Source organism: Enterococcus sp. ARL09-542 (genome assembly GCF_005234805.1).
GTDB classification, from domain to species: Bacteria; Bacillota; Bacilli; order Lactobacillales; family Enterococcaceae; genus Enterococcus_D; species Enterococcus_D gallinarum.
The window spans coordinates 18674-30573 of the sequence record NZ_QPQX01000003.1 but is presented as its reverse complement, the minus strand read 5'-3'; the positions used below and the strand labels follow the sequence as shown (position 1 = coordinate 30573).

The window sequence follows — 11900 nt, the reverse complement described above, 5'->3', positions numbered from 1 at the left end:
GACTTGCGTATAGATTACGCAGGTCCTGAATTTTTTTTGGTCTCAAGAGGAAGTGTGATCGTAAATGTTGAGCCAGCCCCTGGGAAGCTGTCAACTGTGATAGTGCCGCCTAACAGTTTCGTATAATCTTTAACGATGGCTAGTCCTAAGCCGGTTCCTCCTGAATTACGCGTACGAGCTTTATCTACGCGATAAAAACGTTCAAAGATCCGAACTTGATCTTCTCGATCTATACCGATCCCTTGGTCACGAACTGAAAGCTGTAATTGTTTTGCTCGATACGAATAGTCAACTTGGATGGTCCCTTGTGATTTGGAATAATTGACTGCATTTTCAATCAAATTTTTTAAGATTGGTTGCAGTAGCTCTCTTTTTGAGATGAAAATCAACTCTTCGGGACCATTAATGATAAAGGACAACTGTTTTTCTCGTGCAATTGGTTCATAGGAGCGGATGATTTGCTCAATCAATGCTCGAAGGTTGATTTCTTGTGCGGTGTAATCAAATGAATGACTATCTTTGGATAAAAGAATAATCTCTTGAATCAAATTTTCTAGACGATAGGCATCTTTTTGGATGATTTTAAGGAACGAAACCAATGTTTCTCGATCTTCTAAGGCACCATCCAATAATGTTTCCGTAAAACCAATCAAAGAAGTGACTGGCGTTTTCAATTCATGAGAAACATTACCGACGAAATCTTTTTGCATTTTTTCTAATTGACGCACCCGAGTCAGATCATAAGAGATCCCTAACAACTCATTTTCATTAAAGAGACGCAATGTTACATCAAGAACTCGCGGATGATCATCACTCAAAGCAATTTCTTCTTGTAAAGAAGGGGTCTGCTCGTTCATGTGATAAATTAATTGAATCAACTGTGTATCATGAATCACTTCAGTGAATGGTTGTGGCAATTGAGGCAATGCTTCGATCCCTAGCTGCTCTTGCATGGTAGGGTTCAGCAATAACAATCGGTCATCCTGATCAATGATAAAAACCCCGATCATCAGTTCATTCAACAGGCCATACAATTGTTGCTCAGAAGCGGCATAAGCTTGATAGGTTCGACTCATTTGTTCACTCAATTGATTGATTGTCTGGTATAAGTCATCATGCTCAGGTGTTTCTTGCATAATGATCGCCTGTTGATCAGGAGAAGAAATCATTTTTTTTAGAACAGGCAAAATAGTCTGCACAGGACGATTTCTTTGACGTAACGCATGAAACGTCAAAAAGCTGACAAATAAACAAAATAGGAGATAAACTAAAAAGATCGAACGCTGAATGGTTTGGCTTTTAGCAAAAAAAGGTGCCGTTGGTTCAGCGATCCGCAAAATTTGCTGCAAGTTGCCATCTTCTTTGACAGGGATCGCAACATACAGCAATTCTTCATTCAATGTATCACTTTTTCGCAAAGACTGGCCCAGATTACTACCTTTTAAGACTGCTTGCACTTCAGGCCGGTTGGCTCTGCTTTCTTTTAAAGACGAATCGTAAGTATCGTAGATGATCCGCCCATCCTTGTCCAATAAAGTGATCCGGCTGGAACTATCCTGTACATAGGCATCAGCAAATTGTTGCAATGTCGCTGGTTGATTATCAGAAAGGTTCAAGAAAATCGCCGCTTTTTCTTCCAAGAAGTCTACTTGTTGGGCAATCACTTGCTGGCGATAGAAGCTGCTAAGAAATTGCCAGCAGATGATAAACAGTACGGCTAATAGCAGACTCCATAGGCCATAGCCAAAGCGTTTCATGAATGAGGCTCCTGAAATTTATAACCAAATCCGCGAACTGTCACTAAATACTCGGGATGTTTCGGGTCACGTTCCAGCTTTTCGCGTAAATGACTGATATGCACATCAACGATTCGGCTTTGGCCATCAAAGTCAAAATTCCAAATGCGATTCAGCAGCGTATCGCGGTCGATCACACGGCCTTTCCGTTTCATGAAGTATATTAGCAGTTCAAACTCTTTTGGAGTCAGAAAAATCTTTTCTCCCTTGACGCTTACTTGGTAATTGGTCAAGTCTGCTAAAATGTCACCAATTTGCAACATTTCTGCTGGCTGATCCGAAAGATCTGCAGTGCCTCGCGGTTCCAACCGTCTAAAGATTGCTTTCATCCGAGCAAGCACTTCTCTAGGGCTAAAGGGCTTGGTCAAATAATCATCTGCTCCGATTTCAAGCCCAAGAATCCGATCAATCGGATCATCTTTAGCGGTTAAAACTAAAATAGGGGTCTCGATTTTTTCTTGTCGTAGTTTCTTGGTGATTTCGATACCGTCCATTTGCGGCAACATCACATCTAAGATAATGAAGTCAAAATCTTCAGATAGTGCCAGATCAACCCCCATTTTACCGTCGACAGCCGAAACGACTTGGTATCCTTCTTTTTCTAAATTGAATGTAAGTAAAGTAACGATAGATGGTTCATCATCTACCACGAGAATTTTTTTCATCATGAACTCCTTTCTTAACAAAGGAACAATCATTTTACGTTGTTCTAGCTATATTTTAGCATGAATAAAGAATTGGTACTATTGTCTACCACAAATAAATGCTATAATAAAGGACGATTTGAGAAGAAAGCTGAGGGTGTTCGATGATTGGAATCAGTGCATGTTTAGGTGGGGTCATGTGCCGCTATGACGGGCAGCATCAAGCGGTTGCTCAACTGGTTGAACTCGTTCAAACTGGTCAAGCAGTGATGGTCTGTCCAGAAGTCCTTGGCGGGTTGCCAATTCCTCGTGAGCCAGCAGAAATTGTTGGTGGGGACGGTAGAGATGTTTGGTCACAAAAAGCCAAAGTCATTACTGTCACTGGAGAAGATGTCTCAGAACAATTTATGAACGGCGCAAAGCTTGCCTATCAAAAATTACACGATCTTGGGATCACGCAACTGATCTTAAAAGAAAAAAGTCCTTCTTGCGGCAGTCGGATTGTTTACGACGGCAATTTTTCAGGAGTCAAAAAAGAAGGTGTTGGTGTCGCCAGTGCTTATTTTCAACAACAAGGAATGACCGTGCTGTCGGATGTCGACTGGCTTGCTGAGCAGGAGGAAAATAATGGAGATTGAAAAAACCAATCGAATGAACGCGTTGTTTGAATTTTATTCTACACTGTTAACTGAGAAGCAGATGAATTATATGGAATTGTATTATGCAGATGACTTCTCATTAGGTGAGATTGCAGAAGAATACCATGTAAGTCGGCAAGCAGTGTATGATAATATCAAACGAACGGAAAAAATTCTTGAAGACTATGAAAAAAAACTACACATGTTTTCGGATTATATGATGCGGGAAGACTTGTTGGAGCAATTATCTGAGTACACCAAGACGCACTATCCCAAAGATGAAACATTGCGCTCGTTGATCGAAGAGATCCAAGAAATCGAAGAATAAAGGAATGAAAAAAGATGGCATTTGAAAGTTTAACAGAACGCCTACAGCAGGCGATGAGCAAACTGCGTAAGAAAGGGAAAGTTTCTGAAGCAGATGTAAAAGAAATGATGCGGGAGATTCGTTTGGCTTTATTAGAAGCCGACGTTAATTTACAAGTAGTCAAGGAATTTACCAAAAATGTTCGTGAACGTGCAGTTGGAGCAGAAGTCTTAGACAGCTTATCTCCCGCGCAACAAATCGTCAAGATCGTTGATGAGGAACTGACCAAAACATTAGGTTCTGAAACAGTTGGTATTGAGAAATCACCAAAAATCCCGACTGTTATTATGATGGCTGGTCTGCAAGGGGCCGGTAAAACGACATTTGCTGGGAAATTAGCCAACCATTTGATCAAGACAGAAAATGCGCGGCCTTTGATGATCGCAGGGGACGTGTACCGTCCAGCAGCGATCGATCAGCTGAAAGTTTTAGGCCAACAATTAGATGTACCAGTTTTTGATATGGGAACCGATGTCAGTCCTGTTGAGATCGTTCGTCAAGGGATGGCATTGGCAAGAGAAAAGAAAAATGATTATGTCCTAATCGATACTGCCGGTCGTTTACACATCGATGAAACATTGATGGATGAATTGAAGCAGATCAAAGAGTTAGCACAGCCGAATGAAATCCTCTTAGTCGTTGATGCGATGACTGGACAAGATGCCGTGAATGTCGCCGACAGCTTCAATCAACAATTAGGTATTACTGGGGTCGTTATTACGAAACTAGACGGGGATACTCGTGGGGGTGCTGCGCTTTCCATTCGACAAGTGACTGGTGCGCCAATCAAATTTACCGGTACTGGGGAAAAACTGACAGACTTAGAAGTCTTTCACCCTGATCGGATGTCCAGCCGTATTTTAGGTATGGGAGACATGTTGACGCTGATCGAAAAAGCCCAACAAGATTACGACGAGAAAAAAGCAGAAGAATTAGCGCAAAAAATGAAAGAAAATTCCTTCGACTTCAATGACTTTGTTGAGCAGATCGACCAAGTGATGGGCATGGGACCTATCGAAGATCTTTTGAAGATGATTCCAGGAATGAGTCAAATGCCAGGTATCGAAAACGTCAAAGTCGATCCGAAACAAATCGCGCGTCAAAAAGCGATGGTCTATTCAATGACGCCTGCAGAACGGGAGAATCCTGATTTGCTGAATCCAAGTCGTCGTCGTCGGATCGCAGCGGGGTCTGGAAATAGCGTGGTCGAAGTCAATCGGATGATCAAACAATTCAAAGAATCCCAAAAAATGATGCAACAAATGACCAAAGGGAATATGAATATCCCGGGTATGGATCAAATGTTTGGCGGCGGTGTTAAAGGAAAATTAGGTAAAATGGCCATGAACCGAATGGTCAAAAAACAAAAGAAGAAAAAGAAAAAACGTAAATAATTAACTGAAATAAGCAAGCAGCCGTTATGCTGATCACCATGAAAAGTATCGAAAAGATTCCAGGATCATTTCTGATACTAGAAGATGGTTTGGTCGACAACGGTTGCTTTTTTCGTTTGCGGTCTTCTGTTCGTCAGTTGCTTGTTTGGAAAGGGAATACCTATCAGTTGGATCGATAGCTGAAACGTAATATAGCGACCTTTGAACATGTATCGGCTGAGCAAGGATAGATGGTTTAACTAGCTGATCCAAGTAGATTCATTAAGTACTTGAACGCGTTGCAAGGCAAAATATTCGTGCTTTAGACGGATAGATGCTACTATTTATTTATAGTAATTGAAAGGAGCAAGTGACGATGACAAACAAAGATCGAGTTGAAGGTAAAATTACTGAAACAAAAGGGAAAGTTACGGGCGATGACTCCGAAAAATTAAAAGGGAAAACCCAAAACGAATACGGTAAAGTGAAAGATAAAGTAGAAGACTTTGCAGATGACGTTTCTCGCAAAGTGAATCATTTCTTTGATAAACATGACGATAAAGATAAGCCTAACCGCTAATTTAACTGAAACAACCGTTAACGATTTCGTTAACGGTTGTTTTTTTCTTTTAAAAAGGAAGACTGTCAAAGAAGTGCTAGCTGACAGTCCGGCTATTCATAAAGCGACGAGCATGCCACCATTTTTTGATTGCTTTCGGATAAACCAATAGGAAGCTGACTACAAGACAGACCACTAAGTAAATACAAATCGAAACGATAGTTCTCGTTTGAGAGAAGTCATCATAATAGAGTTGGACCAGCAACCAATTCATATTGATCAAGTAGAACCAAGTACCAATGGCCATCACTAAAAAGACGGGCAATCGAAAGGCGGGAACCGTCAGATAGTCGCCGTCATTTTCTAAGGAGATGCGGGCAAACACTTCTTGAGCAGCAGCAATCAACAACAAGGATAGGAGTAGTGTGGCGAAGACTGCCCACCAATTGACTGGTAAGCCATTGGGCCAGTCATTCCAAAGATTGTTCAATACTAAGTGCCCCCCTTTTCCATAGAAGAAAAAGCTGAGAAATTCTTGCAGATTATAGTAAAAACTGTAAAAACCGCTCATCAAGAAAAAAATCAAAACGATCGTTAATGGACCGAAAAAGAGATTGCCCAAAAGCACCCCTAAGAAGGATCCGATGGCTGTCACTGCCAAATTTCCTACAAACGTACCAACACCAGATGCGAATAGATCTGATAGCGGAATTTGGAAATATTCGGAGGGAATCATCAAGTAGCGAATGCAAATATTGCTCAAAATACCAATGATTAAAGCGAAACTGACCGGTGCAAATAAGAAAACCGCTTTTTGACGGAAAATCTGTCGTTTTTTAAACGGCAATGAGAATAAAAAACGATTGAAATTTGTCTTTTGATCAATGAAAAAACTAAGAAAACCAAAAACAAACAATAATGGAAGAATAAAATAAGCGCCTGAGGTATTGAAATTAGCAATATACGTATCCTGTCCATTACTTTCTGGTACCGGACTATTATAAATGAGCAAGTTTTCATCCTTGTATTCATCGATCGATGAGTAATAGACTGGTTTTTCTCCGTTATAGTCCTTAATATAGTAATCAGGATGCTCTTGGAAATCTTTCTTGAATTCTTCTGAATCAAAATAGTTCTTTTGATTGTGCCAAGAACGTTGGGTATCCCAGCCCATTCCTGCATAAATCAAAACCAAGATCAGACAAAAGCCAAGCAACAGTTTGCCATATCGCTGGCAATAAATTTGTTTTAACATTTTCTTTCACCTCTAACCTTTCAACAGGGATTCTTGACTCAAATTGGCTTCAAATAAATCTTCCAAGGTCAATGGGAGTTCTTCAAAGAGCAACGGCTCTAGTTGCCGGATCTGTTCTTCTAATGCCGCGTCGTATTCTTCGAACAAAGCAACAATCACCCGCCCTTGACGATTGATCAATTTCGAATGCTGTTTGATCATTGGCGGTACCTGTTTCCCACGAAAGACGAATTGAATTTTACGGGCATTTTCCCGCATCGTTTCTAACCGATAATCTTTAGCGATTGTTCTTCCTTTGATTAAAAGGGCTCGGTCGATAATGTTCTCAAGCTCATTTAGATTATGAGAAGCGATGATGGCTGTGCGATTAGATTCACTCAAGTTTTCTAACAAAAGGCCAATGACCTTTTTGCGTACAATAATATCTAAACCGTCAAAAGGTTCGTCCAATAGCAAGTAATCGGCATTTGAAGCAATGGCTAAGATCATTTTATACAATCCTTGCATGCCTTTAGACATTCGGCGATACGAATGGCCAAGCGGCAATCCATTGCTCTGCATCAGCTCAAGATAAAGGTTTTGATTAAAGTGGGAATAAGCGAGACGATAAAAGGCATTGATTTTTTTCAATGAATACGCCGCTAAAAAGTTCTCTTTTTCATCGATATAAAATAAGTTTTCCTTTAGTTGTGGCTTCTGGGCCAATGATTGACCATCAATCATGATTTCGCCGCCGTCTAAAGCGTACTGTCCTGAGAGTGTACGGAAAAGCGTGGTTTTTCCAGAGCCGTTGCGCCCAATCAAGCCAACGATTTCATTTTTGCGCAATGAAAATGTAACATCTTCTAGAATAGTAGTCCCTTCAATTTTCTTTGTAACGCCTTCTAGGTTCATTTATTGATCCCTCCCAGTTCTTCTTCAAAAACAGTGACCCAAGCAGTGATTTCTTGGATGCTGATCTGCAAATGTCCTGCCTCGATCACTAATTCTTTCAATCGTTCTTTTAATTGTTGGATGCGCCGCTCGTCGCGTGGAACACTGTCCAGTGCTTTGACAAACGTTCCTTTGCCTTTGATGGTGATCAAGACCTGCTCATTTTCTAATATTTTGTAGGCCTTGCTGACGGTATTTGGATTCATCAACAAGCGTTTGGCCATCTCACGAACCGAAGGAATTTGATCACCCGGTCTCAAAACACCATGCAAGATGTCTTCTTTGATGCTCAATATCAGCTGCTCGTAATAAGGTTTGCTGCTTGTCTTGTTGATCATGACCATGTACTCAGCCCCTTTCATTTATGTGTACTAGTATACGTAGTACACTATCAAAAGTAAAGAACTTTTGCTAAAATAAGACAAAAAGGAGGAGTGACTATGACTCGTTGTGGTTGGGCAACAAGTAGTCCCGCAATGCAAGAGTACCATGATCATGTCTGGGGGAAACCGGAGTATGATGATCAGCAGTTGTTTCGTAAGTTGGTTTTAGATATGAATCAAGCAGGGCTGAGTTGGCAAACGATTTTGAACAAGATGTCAAATTTTGATCAAGCATATGATCACTTTGATATTGAGACAGTAGCCAATTATTCGGAGGAAAAAATTCTAGCACTGATGGATGATCCCGGTATTATTCGTAATCGCAGAAAAATAGAAGCGGCAGTTCATAATGCACAACTCGTATTAGCGATTCAGCAAGAAATCGGAAGTTTTTCTGATTTTTTATGGCGTTATGTCGACCATCGACCCGTCATCAATCATTTTCAAACACAATCAGAAGTACCCACCCATTCACCAATTTCTGATCGCTTGGCGAAAGATTTGAAAGCCCGTGGCTTTAAGTTTGTAGGAACGACGACAATCTATGCATTCATGGAAGCTGTAGGAATGGTTAACGATCACCTGACAAGCTGTATCTGTTACGAGGAACGTTAGAAAGAAGAGAAAAATCGAGGAGGAGTCTTATATGGGAAAACTGGTTTTTTATGGCGCTATCAGTTTAGATGGCTATTTAGCTGGAGCAAAGGATCAATTGGACTGGTTGTTGGAGACCGATACGGGGACAAGTACTACGTATGAGAAATTTTTTGAAACGATTGATGCAACAGCGATGGGCCGTAAGACGTACGAAGAAGCCAAAAAAATGTTGGCGACGGAGAAGCTCTATCCAGAAAAAGAAAATTATGTGTTTTCCCGTCAGATGCAGACCGATTTAACGGACGCAGTAGTTGTGGATCAAGACCCGGTTGCTTTTTTATCACAATTGAAAAAAGAGAAAACGGTTTGGTTGGTTGGCGGTGGAAAGTTATTGCACCCTTTATTGGAAGCAGATCTGATTGATGAATGGTATGTACAGATCGCTCCTGTGTTATTAGGAACAGGCAAGCGCTTGTTTGAGCCAGGAGAGTATACTACTCGTTTACAATTCGTGGATATGACGCAAATGGGTGAACTCGTAGAGATCCACTATCAACGGAAATAGATGGCTTGCTTTCTGAGTTTCTCTTTTTCTGTGTTGCAGATACTTCCTTATGATTCACTCAGAGTTTACATTGAACCATCCAGCAAAAAAACGCACACTCACTGGTTTCCCTTATGGGATAGATCAGTGAGTGTGCGTTTCTTATCTGACTGTCACAAAATCGTGACCGGTTTTTAGTTGTAACGGTTAAACAAGTCGATGTAGTTGTCAACGATTGTTTGGAAGAAGTTGACGGTATCTTCTTTGATCGTATTGTTTTCATCGATCAAGTTCATGATTCCACCGATATAAGCTTCTGGTTGTTGCAAAGTCGGCATATCTAAGAATACCAATGATTGACGCAGGTGATGGTTCGCACCAAAACCAGCGATCGCACCTGGTGAAACACTTACGACTAAAGCAGGTTTCCCGCTCCAGCTGCTTGCTCCATAAGGACGTGAACCGACATCCAAGGCATTTTTCAATGCTGCTGGAACAGAACGATTGTACTCTGGTGTAAAGAAGAATACACCGTCCACACTTTGCAATTCATTACGGAATGTTGTCCATTCAGTAGGCACTTTGCCTTCTACTTCCAAGTCTTCATTATAAAATGGGAGATTGCCGATTTCTAAAAAGACAGCTTCGAAACCTTCTGGCAATAATTCTGCAAATTTCTTCGCTACCAGCTTGTTATAAGAGCCTTCGCGTAAACTACCAACGATAAAACCAATTTTTTTTGTCATGTTGAATTCCTCCTCATATCTTTTACATGTTTTATCTTACCAAAAGTAAGTAAAACTGACAAATAAAAAGCATTTGCCTAGAAAATCCATTCATAAAGCGATGTCTCAGCTATAATGACTGTCTCTCTCTAATGATACGCGTTGCAGGAAAATCTGGCAAAAGATAACCTATAGAAGAAAGAAACAGAAAAAAAGAGACTGTAAAGAAAAAACTCTTTACACCGTCAGTAAAACCTGTTAAACTAGCTCTTGTGATTAAAACAATGGAGGTGTAAATAATGGCAGTAAAAATTCGTTTAAAACGCATGGGTTCTAAAAAGAAACCTTTTTACCGTATTGTCGTAGCAGATTCACGTTCTCCTCGTGACGGACGTTTCATCGAAACAGTAGGTACTTACAATCCTTTGCAAGACCCAGCTGAAGTGACAATCAAAGAAGATTTGATTCTTGATTGGTTATCAAAAGGTGCGCAACCTTCTGATACAGTACGCAATATTCTTTCAAAAGAAGGCGTAATGAAAAAACACCACGAAGCTAAATTCACTAAGAAATAAGGTGACGACGGATGAATGATTTGCAAGAATTAGTCTTAACGATCGTTTCACCATTAGTGACCAAACCTGAGGAGATCCAGCTTGATGTGGTTGAATCAGAAGATTTCTTTGAATATAATCTTACAGTTGCTCCGGAAGATATCGGACGAATCATTGGTAAACAAGGTCGGGTGGCTAAAGCAATCCGGACGATCGTTTACGGGGTTCGCACCAACGGCCCCAAAAAGGTCCGTTTAAATATCATTGATGGAAAGTAATTGATCGCATCACTCATTGAGTGATGCTTTTTTTCTATCCTGTTAGTTCATGCTCAAGACCTATGACAGATCGGCTGATTTTTGAGATAATAAGAAAAAGGAGGCGGGAGTATGTCACAAGTGATTGCATGGATCCTATTTATTTTTGTTTTGATCTTTATTTATAAAGTGGGGTCATTTATCTGGCGCATATTAGGCGTATTGTTTTTGCTATTTTTACTATGGATCTATCGGGATGTCATCTTTACACAAGTTAGTCAATGGACACGAGATTTCCGCTGGGATCAACTACCAACTTATTTGGACCAAGGAATTCAATGGGTAAAAGACGGCTGGCAAGCCTTGCAAAGCTGGATTTCGAATAGGATTAGCTAGGAACAGGAGACAAGCAAAGTTGTTTGTCTTTTTATTTTGGAAAAGGTATGCTCTATAAAAAGGGGGAAATCATCATGAAAAAAGAAATAGGTCTCCTAGTGACAGTATTGGCCATTGGGGCATTAGCAGGATGCGACACGAAAAATAATACGGATAAGTCTGAGTCAACCCATTCAAGCACTCATACTAGTACAACCATTTCTTCTGAAAGCAGTAGCAGTAGTAGTGAGGCAGCCTCCAGCAGTGCCGCGCAAACTTCAAGTAAGACAGTTACCCAAGCAGGAACACTGGATCAGTTGTCAGCTGCTTTTCCGCAGGATCGCTTGCCATCAGAGGTGCCGGTGACGGAGCAAAAGACCTTGAATGCTGCAACCGACGAAGGGGCAGATCAACTCTCTATCCTCTATTATCAGTTAAATGATCAACGAGAATTGAATGATCCATCATTGAACAATGAGACACCAATCGCTAGCTACAAAAATGCTGCTTACGAAAATGAAGACCAAGCGGCGGAGGCTGTACATGCGAACCTTGATGAAGGCGGACAGGCGGTCGATCTAGGACATAACATCACTGGTCATATGCAAGGTGCAGCTGGTTCCAGTTATCTAAGTTGGCAAGAAGGCAATTGGAACTTGACGGTTCGAGCAGTCAATCAAGAGAATCAAGATCCCGTGCCAGTAGCAAAAAAAATCGTGGCCTATTTAGAAGAAGCTATGCTGCCCGCTCCAGGAATTGGCCAAATCACCATTGATATGGGAAAATCAGATTACACGGCTAACAGCGTTTCTTGGCAAGACAGTAAGATCACTTATACCTTGCAACATCAAGATCCTTTATCCGCATTGAAAATGGCTGTCTCAATGAATCAATAAAAGA

17 protein-coding genes are annotated in these 11900 nt (G+C 40.8%); 11 read left to right on the top strand and 6 right to left on the bottom strand.

Going from position 1 to position 11900, the window contains the following annotated elements:
* Window positions 1–14 precede the first annotated feature (14 nt).
* Both pnpS and DVW06_RS04130 read right to left on the bottom strand, forming a co-directional pair.
* On the bottom strand, window positions 15–1757 hold the full coding sequence (gene pnpS / locus DVW06_RS04135) for a two-component system histidine kinase PnpS (RefSeq protein ID WP_113850094.1): 1743 nt from the start codon (window positions 1755–1757) through the stop codon (window positions 15–17).
* Window positions 1754–2461 carry a response regulator transcription factor gene (locus DVW06_RS04130; protein ID WP_003127674.1) on the bottom strand — a complete coding sequence of 236 codons (708 nt, stop codon included), beginning with the start codon at window positions 2459–2461 and terminating at the stop codon, window positions 1754–1756. Before DVW06_RS04130 ends, pnpS begins: the two co-directional genes overlap by 4 nt.
* Before the next feature lie 143 nt (window positions 2462–2604).
* On the opposite strand from DVW06_RS04130, the gene DVW06_RS04125 reads away from it, so the two are divergent.
* From DVW06_RS04125 to DVW06_RS04110, 5 genes are all read left to right on the top strand, one after another.
* On the top strand, window positions 2605–3078 hold the full coding sequence (locus tag DVW06_RS04125) for a DUF523 domain-containing protein (protein WP_003127675.1): 474 nt from the start codon (window positions 2605–2607) through the stop codon (window positions 3076–3078).
* Entirely contained in the window at window positions 3068–3406 is a 339-nt protein-coding gene (locus DVW06_RS04120; RefSeq protein WP_003127676.1) for a putative DNA-binding protein, read from the top strand. The genes DVW06_RS04125 and DVW06_RS04120 overlap by 11 nt, the downstream gene beginning before the upstream one ends.
* Window positions 3407–3420: 14 nt before the next feature.
* Complete coding sequence (gene ffh, locus DVW06_RS04115) at window positions 3421–4839, top strand: signal recognition particle protein (protein WP_137264441.1); 1419 nt, start codon at window positions 3421–3423, stop codon at window positions 4837–4839.
* Between the two features lie 38 nt (window positions 4840–4877).
* Window positions 4878–5018: a hypothetical protein gene (locus DVW06_RS17035; protein ID WP_156137048.1), complete on the top strand. Its 141-nt coding sequence runs from the start codon at window positions 4878–4880 to the stop codon at window positions 5016–5018.
* Window positions 5019–5194: 176 nt separating this feature from the next.
* Entirely contained in the window at window positions 5195–5398 is a 204-nt protein-coding gene (locus tag DVW06_RS04110) for a CsbD family protein (protein ID WP_005471925.1), read from the top strand.
* A 76-nt stretch (window positions 5399–5474) separates the two neighbouring features.
* Here the strand turns inward: DVW06_RS04110 and DVW06_RS04105 are convergent, their stop codons facing one another.
* From DVW06_RS04105 to DVW06_RS04095, 3 genes are read right to left on the bottom strand one after another with little or no spacing between them, the layout of a single operon-like run.
* Window positions 5475–6632 (bottom strand): ABC-2 transporter permease, encoded by a 1158-nt coding sequence (locus tag DVW06_RS04105; protein ID WP_003127679.1) that lies wholly within the window; start codon window positions 6630–6632, stop codon window positions 5475–5477.
* Between the two features lie 12 nt (window positions 6633–6644).
* Window positions 6645–7526: an ABC transporter ATP-binding protein gene (locus tag DVW06_RS04100; RefSeq protein ID WP_005471930.1), complete on the bottom strand. Its 882-nt coding sequence runs from the start codon at window positions 7524–7526 to the stop codon at window positions 6645–6647.
* Window positions 7523–7909: a GntR family transcriptional regulator gene (locus DVW06_RS04095; RefSeq protein ID WP_003127681.1), complete on the bottom strand. Its 387-nt coding sequence runs from the start codon at window positions 7907–7909 to the stop codon at window positions 7523–7525. Before DVW06_RS04095 ends, DVW06_RS04100 begins: the two co-directional genes overlap by 4 nt.
* Window positions 7910–8005: 96 nt before the next feature.
* Between DVW06_RS04095 and DVW06_RS04090 the strand changes: the two genes are divergently transcribed.
* Together DVW06_RS04090 and DVW06_RS04085 are read left to right on the top strand one after the other, a co-directional pair.
* Window positions 8006–8563 carry a DNA-3-methyladenine glycosylase I gene (locus DVW06_RS04090; protein ID WP_005471934.1) on the top strand — a complete coding sequence of 186 codons (558 nt, stop codon included), beginning with the start codon at window positions 8006–8008 and terminating at the stop codon, window positions 8561–8563.
* A 31-nt stretch (window positions 8564–8594) separates the two neighbouring features.
* Window positions 8595–9110, top strand: coding sequence for a dihydrofolate reductase family protein (locus DVW06_RS04085; protein WP_005471936.1), 516 nt, complete (start codon window positions 8595–8597; stop codon window positions 9108–9110).
* Between the two features lie 173 nt (window positions 9111–9283).
* Here DVW06_RS04085 and DVW06_RS04080 read toward each other — a convergent pair whose 3' ends face one another.
* The gene (locus DVW06_RS04080) at window positions 9284–9835 is read right to left on the bottom strand and encodes an NADPH-dependent FMN reductase (RefSeq protein ID WP_003127684.1); all 552 of its coding nucleotides are present in this window, start codon (window positions 9833–9835) and stop codon (window positions 9284–9286) included.
* 278 nt (window positions 9836–10113) lie between these two features.
* Here DVW06_RS04080 and rpsP point away from each other — a divergent pair, with 278 nt between their 5' ends.
* The 4 genes from rpsP to DVW06_RS04055 all read left to right on the top strand — a co-directional run bounded on the left by rpsP (window position 10114) and on the right by DVW06_RS04055 (window position 11896).
* A complete protein-coding gene (gene rpsP, locus DVW06_RS04070) occupies window positions 10114–10389 on the top strand; it encodes a 30S ribosomal protein S16 (protein ID WP_003127685.1) in 276 nt (91 codons plus the stop codon).
* An 11-nt stretch (window positions 10390–10400) separates the two neighbouring features.
* Window positions 10401–10646 (top strand): KH domain-containing protein, encoded by a 246-nt coding sequence (locus DVW06_RS04065; RefSeq protein ID WP_003127686.1) that lies wholly within the window; start codon window positions 10401–10403, stop codon window positions 10644–10646.
* A 111-nt stretch (window positions 10647–10757) separates the two neighbouring features.
* Window positions 10758–11021: a hypothetical protein gene (locus DVW06_RS04060; protein WP_003127687.1), complete on the top strand. Its 264-nt coding sequence runs from the start codon at window positions 10758–10760 to the stop codon at window positions 11019–11021.
* A 74-nt stretch (window positions 11022–11095) separates the two neighbouring features.
* Entirely contained in the window at window positions 11096–11896 is an 801-nt protein-coding gene (locus DVW06_RS04055) for a hypothetical protein (RefSeq protein ID WP_005471940.1), read from the top strand.
* Window positions 11897–11900: the final 4 nt, after the last annotated feature.